We start from the raw sequence: 17,283 nt of genomic DNA, 5'->3' as shown, positions 1-17,283 counted from the left end.
GAACCGGATCAGGCGTGGACGGTGACGCCCGCCGGCTCGCCGGCGACCGCGCTGGTGATCTGGCCCGGCGTGGTGCCGTCGACGATGCGCACCTCGCGCACGTGCTTGGCGTTCTCCAGCAGCTCGCCGACGATGCGGTCGAGGGGGAGCTCGGCATCGGAGGTCCGCAGCTCCTTCGCCGAGACGCGGTCCGCGCCGCCGAACCGCCCGAGCGAGTCCGCGTCGCGGACGTAGGTGACCGAGCGCGCGCCGAGGGCGTCGGCGAGGAGCAGGGCACCGGCGTCGGTGCGGTGGCGCGGCAGCTTGGTCTGCTGCGAGGTGAACTCGTGCACGCCGTAGGGCGGGTAGCCGTTCGAGACGACGGCGGGCGCGGCGGCGAGGTGCACCGAGAGCTGACCGGCGACCGCGCCGTGCGGCAGGTAGGAGACGCCCTCGCTCGCGAGGAGCGCGGCGACGAGGTGGCCGTTCTGCTCCGCCTCGGTGGCCGCGAGCCCGGCCAGGGCGCCGGTCGGCAGGCCGAGGTCGAGGCCCACGCCGAGCACGTGGCGGGCGCGCACGCCGGCCCCCGTCAGGACGAGCATCCGACGGGAGCCCAGCAGCGAGCGGATCTCCTCGACGACCGGCAGCAGCGTGTCGCGGCCGCCGTCGATGATCGTCGAGCCGCCGAGCACGACGACGTCGAGCCAGGGCAGCAGGCGCAGCGGGCCGTGTTCGACGTCGGTGGCCTCGCGGACCAGCCGGCGGTCGAGCAGGGTCTGGCGCATCAGCGCCGAGGGGACGTCCTTGGTGTCCGTCATCGGAGGTCTCCTCTACGCCGAGATGATGGTGCCGACGTGCTCGCCGGCGAGGGCGGCGGTGATGCGGCCGGGCACGAGCCCGTTGATCACCTGGACGGAACGGACGCGGCGGGCGTCGCGCAGCAGCTCGAGCATCCCGCGCTCCAGCACGAGGTCGGGCAGGTCGCGCGCGAGCAGCTCGTCGACGGTGATCTCGGGGATGAACTCGACGGACGAGTCGTTCTTGGGGTTGGCCGTGAACAGGCCGTCCTCGTCCTTGATGTAGATCATCTGCCTGCAGCCGTAGGTCTCGGCGACCAGGAAGCAGCCGGCGTCGGTGCGGTAGGGCGGGATGACGCCCTCGCCGGGCACGCGCTGCCACATGCCGTACGGCGGCATGCCGGCGAAGACCGCGGCGCCGACCTCGGCGACCTGCAGGGGGAGCGAGGCGAAGGCGTTCGGGGCGACGACCGGGATGCCGTGGCGGGCCAGCAGGTACCCGAGCATCGTCGCGTTCTGGCCGGCGACCGCGGAGCCGACGTCGCTGAGCACGCCGGTCGGGAGGCCCAGCTCGGCGGCGAGGGCGTACGCGTGCCGGGCGCGCGTGCCGCCGCCGGTGCCGATGAGCAGCTGGTGCTGCCCCCGCGCCGCCAGCAGCTCCTCGACGACGGGGAGGACCGCGGCGGCGCCCCGGTCCATCAGACTCTGGCCGCCCACCTTCACCACGGAGGCCTCGGGCAGCACGGCGTGGTCCGGCGCATCGATGCTCGCCGCGGCGAGCGCGGCGTCGTCCAACGAGCGGGTCCGGAGCAGCGACGCCAGGTCACTGCTGGTCGGGGCGGTCACGACGGTTCCTCTCCGCCCCCGGGTCGTGGAGGGCGGACGCGAATCTAGCGGCGCGCGACCGACTCGTGCCACGACCCGCTGACCAGCACGAACGCCCGTCTGCGGGCCCGTGCGTCACGCTGCGCCGCAGGCGCGGGGCTGGTCACCGACCCGTCGCCGCGCCAACGGGACGGACGACCGATCAGGTGACGTGAGTTACTTCTCCACCTCGGCGGGCCCTTGTCCTTCGCCTCCCTCGGCGCCTGGAGGTGGCTTCGCCCCGTGCGTACTTCTCCGTGCTCCGACACGGAGAAGTACTCACAGGCGGAGCACCTAGCCCGGGTAGTTGCTGGGCTTCTCCTCGAAGATCAGCGTCTTGTTCTCGAGGTACGGGTGCAGCCCGTCGACGCCACCTTCGCGGTGGATGCCGGACTGCTTGTAACCCCCGAAGCCGATGCCGAAGTCGGTGTGGAAGTTGTTGTGCCCGACGGTGCCAGAGCGCAGGCGCCCGCCGACCTCGCGGGCCCGGTCCGCGTCGTTGGTGAACACCGCGGCGTTGAGGCCGTAGACGGTGTCGTTCGCGATGCGGATCGCGTCCTCCTCGTCCTCCGCCGGGATGACCGACAGGACCGGCCCGAAGATCTCCTCCTGGGCGATCCGCCAGGAGTTGTCGACGTTGCCGAACACGGTCGGCTCGATGAACCAGCCCCGCTCGAGGTCCTTCGGGCGTCCGCCGCCGGTGGCGAGGGTGGCGCCCTCGCTCTTGCCGAGCTCGATGTAGGACTCCACGCGGTCGCGCTGGCGCTGCATGGCGAGCGGGCCCATCTGCACGGTCGGGTCGAACGGGTCGCCGAGCTTGACCTGCGAGAACGTGCCGGCGAGGGAGTCGAGCATCTCGTCGTGGCGGCGACGCGGCACGACGATACGGGTCAGCGACGAGCAGACCTGGCCGGAGAGGAAGCACTCCGCGCCGGAGAGGGTCGCGGCCGCCTTCTCGAGGTCGTAGTCGTCGAGGATCACCGCGGCCGACTTGCCGCCCAGCTCGAGGGAGAAGCGACCGATGCGGTCCGCGAGGATCCCGGCGATCTTCTTGCCCGCCGCGGTCGACCCGGTGAACGCGATCTTGTCGACGCGCGGGTCGCGCACGAGGCTCTCGGAGACCTCGCGGTCAGCGGTGAGGACGTTGAGCACGCCCTTCGGCAGCCCGACCTGCTCGGCGATCTCCGCCATGATCAGGGGTGCGCCGGGAGCCTCGGGCGAGGCCTTGAGGATCACGGTGCAGCCGGCCAGGAAGGCGGGCGCGAGCTTGTAGGCGATCAGGGTCATGGGCGCGTTCCAGGGGACGATCGCGCCCACGACGCCGACCGGCTCGCGGGCGATCATCCCGTAGTTGCCGCCCGCCGTCGGGGTCGCCGCCTCCTCGAACGGGAAGCTGTCCGCGAGGTCGGCGTAGAAGTCGTACGCGTCCGGGACCCCGGCCATCATGCCCTGGGCGACCGGGAACATGATCCCGGACTCGCGTGGCCAGACCTGCAGGACGTCGTCCGCGCGCTCCTTCACCGCCGCGCTGATCGCGCGCAGGAACCCGGCGCGCTCGGCGTGCGTCATCCGCGGCCAGGGCCCGTGGTCGAACGCCTCCCGTGCCGCACCCACGGCGCGGGCGACGTCGGCGTCCTGCGCCTCGGCCACGGTGAAGTAGACGTTCTCCGTCGCGGGCTCGATCACGTCGATCGTGCTCGACGACGACGGGTCGACCCACTCGCCACCGATGTAGAACTTGTCGGCGGTCTTGATCGGGGCCCGCGTGTCGCTGGTGATGCTCATGTGCGCCTCATCCTCGAGTCGGCGTCGGTCGCACCCGGTAGTGACCGGGCGCACATCCTCATGGTGACCGCTCCTGCGTCGATCAACAACCCAAAGCGTTCGCATCTGCGGAACTGTTCGCTTTAGTGGACCGCAGATGCGGATCATGCTCGTCGCATGATGTTCGTGCCGCACGTCATCGACGGCGTGGAGCAGGAGTCGTCCGACGGCGCGTCGTTCCCCTCCGTCGACCCGGCCACCCGCGCGCCGCACGCCTCGGTCGCGCTCGGCTCGGCGGCCGACGCCGACCGGGCCGTCGACGCTGCCCGCCGTGCTTCCGACGAAGGCCCGTGGCCGCGGATGGGCTTCGCCGAGCGCGGTGCGGTCCTGCACCGGCTCGCCGACCTCGTCGTCGCCCACACCGACGAGCTCGCTCTCGCCGACACGACCGACATGGGCAAGCCCATCGACGACGCCCGGGGCAAGGACGTGCCGCGGACCGCGCAGAACCTGCGCTTCTTCGCCGACCACGCGCGGCTCGCGCACGGCGACGTGCTCCCGATGGACACCGGCCATCACGCCTACTCGCGCTTTCCCCCGGCCGGCGTCGTCGCCGCGATCGCCCCGTGGAACTTCCCGCTGATGCTGGCGTCGTGGAAGGTCGCGCCGGCGCTGGCCTGGGGCAACACGGTGGTGCTCAAGCCGGCCGAGGACAGCCCGACGTCGGCCACCGTCGTGGCCCGGCTCGCGCTCGAGGCCGGGATGCCGCCCGGGGTCCTCAACGTGCTGCACGGCTACGGACCCGACTCCGCCGGTGCGGCTCTCACCGACGACCCGCGGGTGGACCGGATCACCTTCACCGGCGAGTCCGCCACCGGCCGGGTCATCTCGGCGGCCGCGGCGCGGAACCTGGTGCCGGTGAGCCTGGAGCTCGGGGGCAAGGGCGCGAACCTCGTGTTCGACGACGCCGACCTCGCCGGCGCCGTCGACTGGTCGATCAAGGCGGTCTTCACCAACGCCGGGCAGGTGTGCCTCGCCGGGTCACGGCTCTACGTGCAGCGCGGGGTGTGCGAGGAGTTCGTCGAGCGCTTCGTCGCCGCGGCCGGTGCGCTGGTGGTCGGAGACCCGAAGGTGACCGGCACCCAGATCGGCCCGCTCGCCTCGGAGGCCCACCACGCGAAGGTGCGCGGATACCTCGACGGCGTCGAACGCTCCGGCGGGAAGATCCGGGCCGGAGGCGAGGGGGAGGGGTGGACGGTCACCCCGACCGTGGTGCTCGACGCGCCGCCCGACGCCCCGGTGCAGCGGGAGGAGGTCTTCGGGCCGGTCGTGACCGTGACCCCGTTCGACACCGAGGCCGAGGCGGTGCGAGCCGCCGACGACACCCGCTACGGCCTCAACGCCATGGTGTTCACCGAGAACCTCAGCCGCGCCCACCGGGTCGCGGGTGCGCTGCGCGCCGGCACGGTGTGGGTGAACTGCTTCTTCGTCCGCGACCTGCGGGCACCCTTCGGGGGGATGGGTGACTCCGGGGTCGGCCGGGAGGGCGGGGATTTCAGCCGGGAGTTCTTCACCGAACCCCAGGCCGTCGTCATGGCCATCCGTCCCGACGACGGGTCCGATGTGCGGTGATCTGCGCGGATGCGGATCGAGACCTTCCATAGAGACGTAGATGCGGCGCAGGATGACCTCGTGATCACGCCGTTCCCCTCTCTCTCCACCCCGGCCCGGGCCGTGGGCGCGGTCGCGCTCCTGGTCCTGCTCACCGCCTGCGGCGCGCCTGCTGCTCCGGCCGCTCCGGCACCGACGAGCGCGTCGGCGGACGTGCCGGCCGGTGCGGTCCGGGTGACCGGCGCCGTGCGGGACCCGCAGCGTGTCCTCACCGCCCAGGACCTGGCCGCGGCTCCGCAGCGCGACGTCACGGTGTCCTTCCAGAGCTCCCGTGGGGCCGAGAGCCACCAGGAGCGCGGGGTCGCCCTCGACACCCTGCTGCCTCCGCAGTCCCTCGCCACCGACCCTGCCGCGAAGAACGACCAGCTCCGCTTCGCCGTCCTGGCCCTCGGCGCCGACGGCTACGCGGCGACGGTGGCCTACGGCGAGGTGTCACCGGACTTCGGCAACCGCGGGCTGCTCGTCTCCCTCACCGAGGACGGGAAACCGCTGACCCGCCCGCGGCTCGTGGTGCCGGGCGACGTCAAGGGCGGGCGCTACGTCTCCGACCTCGTCGAGCTCCGGGTGGTCCGCGTGTCCTGAGGTGCTGCGGGGAGCTGCTCGGCGAGGGTGACCGCGACGAGGATCTGCTCGGGGGAGGGTCGACGGACCTCGGTACTCGCGGTCAGCAGGAAGCACCCGCCGTCGTGCCCGGCGGGCAGTTCGATGACGTCCATGCCCGGCAGGCCGTCGTGGCGGACGTCGAGGACGTGGCCTTTGCGCGTGATCGAGCCGTCGCGCTGCAGCACCGGGCGGTCGGGGGTCGCGCCGGGGACGGAGTACGGGTCGTACCGGCAGGCGTCGAGGTCGAGGACCTCGGCGATCATGCGCGAGATCGTGTCGGGCACCTGGGGCGAGCCCTCGGCGGCCAGCCGCGTGGCACGGGCGACGCCGTCCAGGTAGTCCGCCCGTCGCCCGGACGCCGCCTGCTGACGCCGACCCCAGGAGGCGATCTCGCTGACGGCGATGCCGATCGCGAGCAGGAGGACGGCGGTCTCCACGTCCTCCCGTCCGACGATCGCGAAGCTGTTGACCGGGGCCGTCAGGAAGAAGTCGAAGGAAGCGGCCGACGCGAGGGCGGCGAGCACACCCGCGAGGCGGTCGCCGAGCGCGGCCGCCGCGACCACGACGAGCACCAGGACCAGGGCCGCGTCGGTGTTGGCGAGCACGTCGTGCAGCAGTCCCGCGATCCAGGCGACCAGGAACGGCGCCACCACCGCCGCGACCCGTGCCCACGCGCGTCCCCGGTCCGTCATCGGGCCAGCGAACCGCCGCGCCGGGCAGCGACGACCGGCGTTGTCGGGTTGATGACGCCGGGTCCCGGGACCTTGACGCCACCGGGACGCGTGAGGTCCGTGTTTGTCCGGATCGAGGCCGGAGGCTAGGAAGTCCCCATGTACGACATCACGGGCCTGGCGGTGCTCGTGTTCTGCGGCGTCGCGGTCGTGCTCGCGGAGATCGTCGCGAAGCGCACCGGGTTCAACGGCCCCGTCCTGCTGATCGTCGGGGGCGTCGCCCTCGGCTTCCTGCCCTTCACCTCGACGATCCGGGTGCCGCCGGAGCTCGTCGTCCTGCTCTTCCTGCCGGCGTTGCTGTACTGGGAGGCGTTGACCGTCTCGTTGCGGGAGATCCGGAACGACCTGCGCACGCTCGTGCTGTCGTCGGTCTTCCTCGTGATCGCGACGGCCGCTGCCGTGGCCGCGACGGCGCACCTGCTGCTCGGGCTGAGCTGGCCGGTGGGCTTCGTGCTGGGCGCCATCGTCGCGCCCACGGACGCGACCGCCGTGGCCGCCGTCGCCCGGGGGCTGCCGCGCCGGCCGCTGACGATGCTGCGGGCGGAGAGCCTGGTCAACGACGGGACGGCGCTGGTCGTCTTCGGGTTGGCGCTCGGGGTGGCCACCGGCGCGGAGCCCTTCCGGGTGCTCGGCGCCCTGGAGGGCTTCGCGGTGTCCTACCTCGGCGGGATCGTCGTCGGCCTCGTCGTCGCGTGGCTCGCGATCGTGGTGCGCCGCCTCGCCCGCGACCCGCTGGTCGAGAGCACAGTCAGCGTCCTCACCCCGTTCGTCGCCTTCCTCCTCGCCGAGGAGATCGACGCGTCCGGGGTGCTGGGGGTCGTCGTGTGCGGCCTCGCGCTGGGTCGCGTCGGGCCCCGGTCGATCGGAGCGCGGACCCGGGTCCAGGCGCACGCCTTCTGGCGGATCACGACCTTCCTGCTCAACGCGACGCTCTTCCTCCTCGTCGGGCTCGAACTGCCCGTCGCGGTGGCCGGCTTCTCCTCACGCACCCTCGGCGTCGGGGTCCTCGCCGCGCTGCTCGTGGCGGCGGCGGTGATCCTCACCCGGCTCGTGTGGCTGAACGTCGTGCCGTACCTGATCCGGGCGGTCGACCGGCGGGCGAGTCAACGGGCGCGGCGCATGTCCGCCCGCCAGCGGCTGCCACTCGCCTGGTCGGGGTTCCGCGGCGCGGTCTCGCTGGCGATCGCCCTGGCCGTCCCGCTCACGACGGTGGACGGGGCGCCCTTCCCCGAGCGCGACCTGCTCCTCGTCGTCACCTTCGGCGTCATCCTCGTGACGCTGCTCGTGCAGGGCCTGACCCTGCCCGCGGTGATCCGCTTCGCCCGCTACGCGCCCGACGTCGCCGCCGACGAGGAGATGGCCCTCGCGCACACCCGGACCATCGACGGCGCGCTCGCGATCCTGCCTCGCGCCGCCGCCGACCACGGCGCCTCCGACGCCCTCGTCGACCAGTTGCGCGCGGAGCACGAGAGTCGCCGTCGACGGACGGGCGCTGTCGTCGAGGAGGAACGGCGTCGGGCCGACGACGACGTCGAGACCGCGATCCGCCTCGCCCTGGTGCGGGAACGACGGCGGGTCCTCGTGCAACTGCGCGACGACGGACTGATCGACGACGAGGTGGTGTTGCGCGTCCAGGCAGAGCTCGACAACGAGGAGCTGGGCCTGACCGGCGCTCCGGGGCCGGAGTGAGGGGACCCAACCGTGCACAACCGCCGTATCTGCCCGGTTGGCCCGGCGCGCCTCCCTGACGGCGGCTTTCGCGGCTGAGAGGCTTCTCCGGTGACCGCCGCGGAGCTCTCCGAGGACGCTTCCGGGGAGCTCGTGGAGCATCGCGACGAGCTCACGGCCCGGGCCGAGTCCTACGCCCGCGGCGCTCGGGCGGCGAACACCTGGTCGGCCTACGAGCGGCAGTGGCGCCGCTTCGAGTCGTGGTGCGCGGCAGTGGGGGAGCGGTCGCTGCCAGCGGAGCCGCTGACGGTCGCCCGGTTCCTGGCCGACCTCGCCCCAGTGTGGCGGCCGGCCACCCCGGCGGATCCGGCGAGTTCGGTGGCGGCCGGGCAGGTGTGCGAGCGGAAGGGTCTGCGACCCGGGACGTTGTCCGGCTATCTCGCGGCGATCTCCGTGGTGCACCAGACCGCGCAGCTCGACAACCCCGTCCAGGCCGAAGCCGTCCGCCGCACCATCACCGGCATCCGCCGCCACCCCGGCGTCGCCCCCACCCGCCGCCGCGCCGCCGCCCGCCGCGAACCCCTCGTCGAAGTGCTGCGCCTGCTGCGGCCCGAGGAAGTGCTGGCCGACGCCCGCGACCACGCCCTGCTGCTGATCGGATGGAAGGCCGCGCTGCGCACCGACGACCTCGCCCGCCTCCAGATGGCCGACCTGCACCCCTCCGAGCAGGGCCTTTCGGTGCACCTTTCCCGCTCCAAGACCGACCAGCACGGCGCCGGCACGACGATCGGCATCGCCGCCCCGTCCCCGGAGAGCTTGGTGGGGGAGGGGAGTGAGGAATCGACGCTGCTCGACGCCGGTGCCGCCTGGACCCGCTGGCGCGACCTGCTCGGCTCCCACGGCATCACGGGTGGCCCCGCCTGGCGCGGCATCGACCGTTACGGTCGCCGCCCCCGCGCCGGCGGGCTGCACCGCAACTCGGTCGCCGGGATCATCAAGCGCCGCGCCGCCGCGGCCGGGCTCGAGGACGCGCAGCTCTGGGGCGGGCACAGCCTGCGACGCGGGTTCGCCACCGAAGCCATCGCCGCCGGCGTCCCCGAACGCGACGTCCAACGCCACGGCCGCTGGCGCTCGCGGGCCTCCATGGACCCCTACATCGACGCCGCCCGCACCTTTGACCCCACCAACCCCACCCATTGGCTCACCTGAGGACTAGCTAGCTGCGGACAAAGCCAGCGTCCTCAGCAGTGGGCCACACCTCGCATCCTTGCTGTTTGACGATCGGTGCGATCATTCCGCGACTCTCGCCCCTCTCATTAGAGGATGTTGAGCACGGCAGTCACTCGGTAAGGCACGGGAGAGGACGTTGGTCCGTCGTAGGGTCGATAAATGACCAGGTCGGCGACCGGGCCCAATATCTCGGGCAGATCAATCCACTGCGGCCTGTAGACCTCCTTGTCGGTCTGGTAGCGCCATATCTCTCGGTAGTGGCCGACCGGCGTGCCATCGGGCAGCACTGCTCCCTCGCGCACGTAGATCTGGGTACCGTCGTTGTTCCTGTTGTTGATCTCCTCGGGCGGCACTTGCGATACCGTCAGCACGAACAGTCGCGCCCGTGCGTGGGTGTCCAGTTTGGGTAGCGGGATAACGGTGGCGTCCGCGGCAGGGACGTCATCGAAGAGCGTGAACGCCCTCCCGCGTTCCGAGGGCTGCTTCGGCGCCCCCAAGGTCCCCTGCGCTTCAGTCTTTCCAGGACCATCGTCGAGTCGCGCAGGCCCGTGGTAAGTGCCCCACCCGTCGAAGACCACTCCGCAGTGCTCGGCAATCTCATCAAGCCTGCGGAGATCGTCGTCGCTCAGTTCCGAGGCGGCGGAGTACCCCTGGAGCCACCAGACCCCGTCCACATCGCGCGGCTGTCCTTTGACCAAGTAGCCGGCACATCGTAGCTCAGCGGCTGCGTCGTGCAGAGGCGCAGGTGCCCCGCAAGTAAAGAAGAGCTCTTTAGTCATGGCTCGCCCATTGGACGTCGGCGAGCCCGAAGTGTCGGCCTCCAGCCCTGTATCCCGGCGCTCGGGCGGCTCCGTGACGGTACCTACCTGTCTGCGCCGTCCAGCGGATTCAGGAGCGACCTTGCTTCGTGTTACTCCGGCCGCGACCATCGCGACCAGCGCACCTAGGATCGCCACCGGCAAGGCAAGAACGTTGGCGATCTCGGCGCCACGGGTGCCCTTAGTCAGGAGCCAGAACGTCAACGCTCCAAGTGCGATGACAGTCGCGGTCCAGGCTAGGTACTTCCACCACCGTCGTCTCACCACCCCATCATCTGCGGTGCGCCCACCGTGACCGCCACCGGCATCGGATGCCAGGGCAAGGAGGCGCCATGTCCGCCAATGTCCAGTGCCGCCGAGGTCATGGACCTCGAGCTGGGCCCTCGCCAGTGCCACCTCGGCGCCGCTGGACCAGCTGCTACTTCCCCCGCAGGTGCCAAACGCCACCACCCGAGCGGTGATCGGCTGCCCCAACTTCTGTACGTCATCCTGAGCAACCGCGACCGACGGCTTGACCTGGCCTCAAGCGACTTCGGCGTTCCCCGAACGGCGTTCCACCCGGCGGGCGCTGCGGCAACTGGCTGATATTCAGCCGTGCATGGCTAACGGCTCCGACCTCTAGATCGATCCTCTACGTCGACAACCCCACAGGGCTGCTCGTCTGCGTTACCCACGAGAACTATGCAGCAGTTCACAATTCGGTAAGGATCTGGTTTGATGGTCGAGATTGACCCATACGACTTAGATTTCAGCGACTGGCGATCTTCTCTCCAGCCAGCGAACGAAGTCACGTGGGCAAAGGGTCGTTCGCCGGATCGCACCTACATTCACGCCAGCTTTACACTTGACTTGCGCGCGTCACGAGATCGCGGACAACCAGCCCGATACGTGGTAAAAGTTTTCGATGAGTTGCCCGCAGATGCACCAATCGATCCGAATGCTGTGGAGTGGACAAGCGACGTGGTCAGAACGAGCCCGGGCGGACGAAAGCAGATCAAGCTACAGATCGCAAAGGAAGCTGGCCAAGTCCGCGAATTGATCATTCAGCGTGTGCCAGCCGACGGCAATCCTGACAAGCTCGAAAACATTTTGACACTAAACCGAGAGGAGGCCGCGCGACTAATCGAGCTAGTCCGGATTCTCGGAAACATCCCCGTTGAGGGCGGAAAAACGGTCCGTCTGGACGACCAGACGATCCGGGATTTCTTTGCTGACCCTGACGCTGTGCATCGTCTGTATGCTCGAAGCCCTCAAGCCTTTCGAGAGGTCATTGAGAATGACCCGAGCTCGACAGACCTGGTGGCCATCGCTCACAGGCGATCTGTGGTCGATCACTTTCGGAGCCTTCTTCACGACTCGGTGTTCTTCGAGGATGAACGACGACGCCTTGCCAGTGAGGCGAAAGGTAAGCGGCAGCTTGTTGGTGCAGAGAACGTCTGGCAGGCCTTCTTTGAAGCTAATCCCTGGATACTCGGCGTCGGCCTCGCTGGACAATTGCTGACCTCCTGGGACAGTGGGAAGCTCGAACAAGTCGTCGCCGGTTTCTCGGTGGCCAAAGACGGCAAGCGAACCGACACCTTCTTGCGAACAACGGGAAGTATCGGGTCCTTGGTGTTTGTAGAGATCAAGCCCCACGAAGTGGAGCTTCTCGGCACCGAATATCGGGCCGGCTGTTGGTCACCGTCACAACAGCTCAGTGAAGGCGTAGCTCAGATTCAGCAAACGGTGATGCTGGCAGCCACGGAGATCGGAGAGCGCCTGGCCGAGACGGACGAGGAGGGTGCCGAAACCGGCGAGGCCGCGTACCTCGTCAGGCCCCGCTCCTTCCTGATAATCGGCAACTTGAAAAAGCTGAAGGGGGATCGGGGTGGCGTGCACCGGGCTAAGTACCGCTCCTTCGAACTCTATCGGCGGAATCTATACGAACCGGAGGTCCTGACGTTCGACGAAGTTCTCGCCCGTGCTGAATGGCATGTGATCTTGTCGGAAGCCGAACGCAGTAGAGACCCGCACTGAGACTCAGTGCTCGATGTCAAATGCTGCTCTACCTGCGAGGGTTCGCTAAGGTCGGCAAAAACGTCGTTTTGACTGCGCTCACAATCGCGCAGCTTGGCGCAGATTTCGCTAAGCGGGCTGACATAACGACGCGTCCTCGGTCGCGCGCGAACGAGCGGCATTGCCGTACGGTTCGCAGGAGCCCGGGCGGGAAACTCGCCTTGAAGCGCGATGTTCTCAGGCGGTACCGCTCAGCGGTAGGTCGGCGCGGGGAGGACTGCGATGGTGAGCTCTCCGAACGGCGCTGTCGATCGCCGACCTACTTCGCGTCCTCGACTCCGGTCTTAGGCGGAACATCTCGAACCCGGTAAGCAGTAGAAGCGGGGTGCTTCACCGTCTCGACCTGGTGGCGGCGGTTGCCAGCGTGAAGACCCGCTGATCGGTCCATGCGGGCTGGGGGTGGAAGACGACGGTGCCGTCGGCGAGGACGGTCCCGGCCCGGGTCGCGTCGAGGAACTGTTGCCGGAGCCGGCCGAGTCGAGGTGTGCAGAGGACGGCGGCGACATTCCTGACCCAGAGGTTCACGAATTCCTGCTTCCGGAATGACGAGGGCGCCCAGTCGCGGGCGGACGCGGCCCGGCGCCGTCTGCGGCAATGGCTGGTCCCGTGTCGAAGGCCCGAGCGTTTACGCTGGTCCGCCCGTGCACCTGGCGTGCCGGGACCCCGGGATGGCGGGCGGAGGCTCAGCGGATGACGGTGCTCCACAGCGCCCAAAGGAAGGCCAGCATCGCCGTCGCGAGCCAGAGGACCGGCGTCACGAGGACGCTCAGCGCGGCGGCGAGCACCAGCTCGGCGAGGAAGAGCACGGCTACGGCCTGGCCGAAGCGCCCCAGGTCGACTCGGTCGTCTTGGGCGCTCGTCGACGGTCCTGCGGTCAGGGAACTCATCGGGGCTGGTCAGCTGTCGAATGTGATGAGGGGCTTGATGACCCCGTCTTCCTTGTTCCGCATGACCGAGAAGCGCGTTCGATCTCCCCGAAGGTGTAGCGGTGGGTGGTCATCGGGGTGGGGTCGATGCGGCCCGCGGCGAGCAGGGTGAGCAGGCGCCCAAGGGCGTTCGTTGCCACCGGGGCACAGCCCGCCGCGGACGGTGATGTCGGCGTGTCCGAGGCCAAAGGCGCCGATGTCGATGGGGAGCGGGTCGGAGCTCTCGTGGTGCATGGTGTCTGCCATGGTGACTCCTCGTTGAGCTGGATGTTCTTCTCTCGCGGGCAGGCTCGCGCCGGGCTCAGATGCCGATCGCGTCGGTTCGGCGGGAGGCGCTCGGGGGCTCGGTGACGCGGTCCCGGATCACGGCGAGCCCGGGTGGACGAGGATCTTGACCTCTGTCCCGGCGTCGTCGAGGAGAGCGGTGAGCCCGTGGGTCACGAGCTGTTCCAGGCCGATCCGGCTGGTGATGAAGGGGCTCAGGTCGACGCCGTGGCGTTGCACGAGGGCGATGGCTTCGGCGTGGTCGTGGGCGTAGGCGAAGCTCCCTCGCAGGTCGATCTCCTTGACGACGAGTTTCTGCATGTCGATGGCGGCCGGTTTTCCCCAGATGGCCACGTTGACGACCACGCCGGCGGGCCGCACGGCGTCGAGGACCTGGTCCATCACCGCGTCGACGCCTGCGCATTCGAACCCGATGTCGGCGCCGCCGTCGGTCAGCTCCAGCACCCGCGCGCGGACGTCGACCTCGGTGGGGTCGAGGACGTGGTCGGCGATGGTGCGGGCCCGGTTCTTCCGTGCTGCGCTGATCTCGGTGATGATCGTCGTGACGCCGAGGTCGGCCAGTACGGCTGCCACCAGCAGCCCGATGGGGCCTGCGCCGCCGATGACGGCGGTCGCTCCTCGGGTGGCGCCGCTGCGGACCACGGCGTGGCGGGCGACGCTCAGCGGTTCGATGAGCGCGGCCTGGTCCAGCGGGATGTCTCCGACCGGGTGGACCCAGCGCCGGTCGACGACGATCTTCTCGCTCAGGCCTCCGCCGCCGCCGGCGAGGCCGACGACGCCGATGTTCGTGCAGAGGTGGTAGTTCCCGGCGCGACAGGGCGGGCACGTGTCGCACACGACGTAGGGCTCGACGACGACGCCGTCGCCGACGGCGAGGTCGGTGACGCCCTCTCCCAGGGCCTCGACCGTGCCGGAGAACTCGTGGCCGAGGGTGACCGGAGGAGCTTCGCCGGTGAGCGGGTGGGGCGAGTTCGATGGCGGGATGAAGATGGGGCCCTCGAGGTACTCGTGCAGGTCCGTGCCGCAGATGCCGCACCAGGCCACCGCGATCTTGACCGCTCCCGGCCTGAGCTCGGGTTCGGCCACGTCGTCGATACGGATGTCGCGGACACCGTGGAACCGTGCCGATCGCATGTCGATCTCCTTCCGGGGGTCTGGGGTGCGGGGACGCCGATCAGGCGCCGACGGCGTAGGTGCGGACGTTGACGAACTCGAGGAGCCCGGCGCTGCCGAGTTCGCGGCCGTAGCCGCTGCGTTTGGTGCCGCCGAAGGGCAGCCGGGGGTCGGAGGCGACGACGGCGTTGACGAACAGCGCCCCGGAGGTGATGCGGCGCCCGAGAGTGAGGGCGCGGTCGGGGTCGCGGCTCCAGACGCTGGCACCGAGGCCGTAGGGGGTCGCGTTCGCGACGGCGGCGGCTTCGTCGTCGTTGTCGACGACGTGGACCGCGGCGGCAGGCCCGAAGGTCTCCTCGGCCATGACCGGCATGTCCAGGGTGACCTCGGCCAGGACGGTCGGGGCGTACCAGGCACCGGGCCGGTCGAGCCGGTGGCCGCCGGCGACGATGCTGGCTCCCGCGTCGGCGGAGGCCCGGACCTGCGCGTCGAGGGCGTCGACGAGGTCGGCGCGGGCCAGGGGCCCGATGCGGGTGTTCTCGTCGGTCGGGTCACCGACGGGCAGCTCGTTGACCGCGGCGGCGAACCGGCGGGTGAATTCCGGGGCGATGGCGCGGGAGACGATGAAGCGTTTGGCGGCCAGGCAGCTCTGCCCGGAGTTGAGGAACCGGGAGGTGACCGCGGCGGGGACCACGACGTCGAGGTCGGCGTCGTCGAGGACGACGAAGGGGTCGGAGCCCCCCAGCTCGAGGACGGTCTTCTTCAGCGCCGAGCCGGCGGCGGCGGCGATGGCCTTTCCTGCGCGTTCGCTGCCGGTCAGGGTGGCCGCGGCGACGCGGTCGTCGGCGAGCAGCCGGTTGACGGTGTCGGGGACGTCGGCCTCGGCGACGACGAGGACCCGGAAGATGTCCGGGGGCAGCCCGGCGTCACGCATGATCTTCTCGACGGCGAGCGCGGTGCCGGTGACGTTGGGGGAGTGCTTGAGCAGCCCGGCGTTCCCGGCGAGCAGCGCGGGCGCGGCGAAGCGCAGCACCTGCCAGAGCGGGAAGTTCCACGGCATGACGGCGAGGACGACGCCGAGCGGTTCGTGGGCGACCCAGCTGCGCGACACCCCGGAGGCGACGGGCTCGTCGGCGAGCACCGCGGGCCCGTGCTCGGCGTAGTACTCGCAGACCCAGGCGCACTTGTCGACCTCGGCGCGTGCCTCGGTGACGGGCTTGCCCATCTCGGCCACCACGAGGTCGGCGAGCGCCGGCCGCGCGTCGCGCAGGGCCCGGGCGAGGGCCCGCAGGTGCTCGGCGCGTTCGGCGATCGGGCGAGTGCTCCACGGGGTCTGGGCGTGGTGTGCGGCGGCGACGATCTGGTCGATGTCGGCGGCGGTGTGGGTGCGGTGACGGGCGATCTCGGTGCCGTCGGCGGGGTTCACGGTGACCAGTGCGCCCTGGGTAGGGGCGTCGGTGGGGGCGACGTCGGCGGTCATGGGGTCCTCGGTTCTGGGGGCGCCAGGATCGGTCGAGGACGCGGACATCCGGGCCGGTCAGGGCGCGGATGTCCGCGTCGACCGGTCAGGCGTCGATGGTCTCGTAGGTGGTGACCTGCCGTTCGGCGAGGTATTCGATGGCGTGGCCGAACACGTGCTTCTGGAAGTGTTCGGTGTTCTTGTGGTCCTCGTAGCCCTGCTCGTCCTCGTACTGCTCGTAGAGGAAGAACGTCGTGGGGTCCTGAGGTGAGCGCTGGGCCTGGTAGTAGAGGTTCTTCGGTTCGGCCCGCGAGAGCGGGGTCATGGTCTTGATGACCTCGAGGATGGTGTCCTCCTCGCCGGGCTTGGCCTTCCAGGTCGCGGCGACGACGAATGCCATCGTGTGCTCCTTCCGATGTCGTTCCTGGTTGCTGGGTTTGCGGACGGGTTCAGGGTTGGCGGACGACGGTGTTGCGCAGGACGCCGATGCCGTCGGCTTCCATCTCGATGACGTCGCCGGGCTGAAGCCAGCGGTCGAGCTCGACCCCGGAGCCTGTGGCTGCGGTGCCGGAGCCGATGACCTCGCCGGGATGCAGGGTGAGGCCGCGGGAGCAGTAGGCGATCATGTCGGCGAAGCTGTGGTGCATGTTCGCGGTGGTGTCGCTGCCCCACTGCTCGCCGTTGATCCGCACGCTGAGGTGGACGTCGGTGGGGTCGAGTTCGTCGGGGGTGACCAGGCAGGGGCCGAGGACGTTCGACCCGTCCCAGTCCTTGGCCTTGCCGGGTCCCATCCCGACGGGCAGCTCGCGGCGCTGCACGTCGCGGGCGGACATGTCGTTCCACAGCGTGTAGCCGAAGACGTGGTCGAGGGCGTCGGCGGCGTCGATGTCCTTGCCGGGGCGGCCGATGACGGCGGCCAGTTCGAGTTCGTGGTCGAGCTGGTCGCTGTAGGCGGGCCAGGGGATGTCCTCGCCGGGCCCGATCACGGTGTCGGGCAGGCCCTTGTAGTAGGCGGGCACCTCGTACCACTCCGGGGGGATGTCCCGGCCGAGGTTGGCGAAGGCGTTGAGCAGGTGACCCTCGAAGGCGAGGAAGTCGCGCAGCGTGCGGGGCCGCAGCGGGGCCCGCAGCACCGCGCCGGTCACCGGACGGGTGTCGCCGGTCGGGGCGCCGGCTTCGATGAAGGCGACCATGTCGCCGTCGAACCCGGCGTCGAGGACCTGCTCCCCGTCGAGGATCCCGACCCGCGGACCGTGCCCGGCGTCGTAGGTCACGTACTTCACGTCTGGCTCCTTTCTGGCGCGCCGGAGAGCGGGCCGG

At 70.2% G+C, this 17,283-nt stretch carries 15 protein-coding genes; 5 read left to right on the top strand and 10 right to left on the bottom strand.

Features of this window, described 5'->3' with window-relative positions:
• Window positions 1-8: 8 nt before the first annotated feature.
• The 3 genes from QSK00_RS15760 to QSK00_RS15750 form a co-directional block, all read right to left on the bottom strand.
• Entirely contained in the window at window positions 9-797 is a 789-nt protein-coding gene (locus QSK00_RS15760; protein WP_285592072.1) for an amino acid kinase family protein, read from the bottom strand.
• 12 nt (window positions 798-809) lie between these two features.
• Window positions 810-1,622 (bottom strand): amino acid kinase family protein, encoded by an 813-nt coding sequence (locus QSK00_RS15755; protein WP_285592071.1) that lies wholly within the window; start codon window positions 1,620-1,622, stop codon window positions 810-812.
• A gap of 312 nt (window positions 1,623-1,934) precedes the next feature.
• Window positions 1,935-3,425 (bottom strand): aldehyde dehydrogenase, encoded by a 1,491-nt coding sequence (locus tag QSK00_RS15750; RefSeq protein ID WP_285592070.1) that lies wholly within the window; start codon window positions 3,423-3,425, stop codon window positions 1,935-1,937.
• Window positions 3,426-3,581: 156 nt separating this feature from the next.
• On the opposite strand from QSK00_RS15750, the gene QSK00_RS15745 reads away from it, so the two are divergent.
• Window positions 3,582-5,036, top strand: coding sequence for an aldehyde dehydrogenase (locus QSK00_RS15745; protein WP_285592069.1), 1,455 nt, complete (start codon window positions 3,582-3,584; stop codon window positions 5,034-5,036).
• A gap of 60 nt (window positions 5,037-5,096) precedes the next feature.
• On the top strand, window positions 5,097-5,657 hold the full coding sequence (locus QSK00_RS15740) for a molybdopterin-binding protein (protein ID WP_285592068.1): 561 nt from the start codon (window positions 5,097-5,099) through the stop codon (window positions 5,655-5,657).
• Here the strand turns inward: QSK00_RS15740 and QSK00_RS15735 are convergent.
• Window positions 5,612-6,370 (bottom strand): DUF4118 domain-containing protein, encoded by a 759-nt coding sequence (locus tag QSK00_RS15735; protein ID WP_285592067.1) that lies wholly within the window; start codon window positions 6,368-6,370, stop codon window positions 5,612-5,614. The two genes, QSK00_RS15740 and QSK00_RS15735, sit on opposite strands and share 46 nt — an antisense overlap.
• 138 nt (window positions 6,371-6,508) lie before the next feature.
• Here QSK00_RS15735 and QSK00_RS15730 point away from each other — a divergent pair, with 138 nt between their 5' ends.
• Both QSK00_RS15730 and QSK00_RS15725 read left to right on the top strand, forming a co-directional pair.
• The gene (locus QSK00_RS15730) at window positions 6,509-8,098 is read left to right on the top strand and encodes a Na+/H+ antiporter (RefSeq protein WP_285592066.1); all 1,590 of its coding nucleotides are present in this window, start codon (window positions 6,509-6,511) and stop codon (window positions 8,096-8,098) included.
• 90 nt (window positions 8,099-8,188) lie between these two features.
• A complete protein-coding gene (locus QSK00_RS15725) occupies window positions 8,189-9,286 on the top strand; it encodes a tyrosine-type recombinase/integrase (protein ID WP_285592064.1) in 1,098 nt (365 codons plus the stop codon).
• A gap of 107 nt (window positions 9,287-9,393) precedes the next feature.
• Here the strand turns inward: QSK00_RS15725 and QSK00_RS15720 are convergent, their stop codons facing one another.
• On the bottom strand, window positions 9,394-10,329 hold the full coding sequence (locus QSK00_RS15720; protein WP_285592063.1) for a hypothetical protein: 936 nt from the start codon (window positions 10,327-10,329) through the stop codon (window positions 9,394-9,396).
• 513 nt (window positions 10,330-10,842) lie between these two features.
• Between QSK00_RS15720 and QSK00_RS15715 the strand changes: the two genes are divergently transcribed.
• Window positions 10,843-12,141, top strand: a complete 1,299-nt coding sequence (locus QSK00_RS15715; RefSeq protein WP_285592062.1) for a Shedu immune nuclease family protein — start codon at window positions 10,843-10,845, stop codon at window positions 12,139-12,141.
• A 722-nt stretch (window positions 12,142-12,863) separates the two neighbouring features.
• Here the strand turns inward: QSK00_RS15715 and QSK00_RS15710 are convergent.
• The 5 genes from QSK00_RS15710 to QSK00_RS15690 form a co-directional block, all read right to left on the bottom strand.
• Window positions 12,864-13,067: a hypothetical protein gene (locus tag QSK00_RS15710; protein ID WP_285592061.1), complete on the bottom strand. Its 204-nt coding sequence runs from the start codon at window positions 13,065-13,067 to the stop codon at window positions 12,864-12,866.
• Window positions 13,068-13,469: 402 nt separating this feature from the next.
• Window positions 13,470-14,525: a 2,3-butanediol dehydrogenase gene (locus QSK00_RS15705; protein ID WP_285592060.1), complete on the bottom strand. Its 1,056-nt coding sequence runs from the start codon at window positions 14,523-14,525 to the stop codon at window positions 13,470-13,472.
• 40 nt (window positions 14,526-14,565) lie between these two features.
• Window positions 14,566-15,984 carry an NAD-dependent succinate-semialdehyde dehydrogenase gene (locus QSK00_RS15700; protein ID WP_285592058.1) on the bottom strand — a complete coding sequence of 473 codons (1,419 nt, stop codon included), beginning with the start codon at window positions 15,982-15,984 and terminating at the stop codon, window positions 14,566-14,568.
• An 85-nt stretch (window positions 15,985-16,069) separates the two neighbouring features.
• Window positions 16,070-16,363 (bottom strand): putative quinol monooxygenase, encoded by a 294-nt coding sequence (locus QSK00_RS15695; RefSeq protein WP_285592057.1) that lies wholly within the window; start codon window positions 16,361-16,363, stop codon window positions 16,070-16,072.
• 49 nt (window positions 16,364-16,412) lie between these two features.
• Window positions 16,413-17,246, bottom strand: a complete 834-nt coding sequence (locus QSK00_RS15690; RefSeq protein ID WP_285592055.1) for a fumarylacetoacetate hydrolase family protein — start codon at window positions 17,244-17,246, stop codon at window positions 16,413-16,415.
• Between the last annotated feature and the right edge of the window lie 37 nt (window positions 17,247-17,283).

The sequence above is a fragment of the Actinomycetospora sp. NBRC 106378 genome, assembly GCF_030269685.1.
Taxonomy (GTDB): Bacteria; Actinomycetota; Actinomycetes; order Mycobacteriales; family Pseudonocardiaceae; genus Actinomycetospora.
The sequence above is the reverse complement of the archived record's forward strand: the minus strand, read 5'-3'. Positions and strand labels throughout refer to the sequence as shown.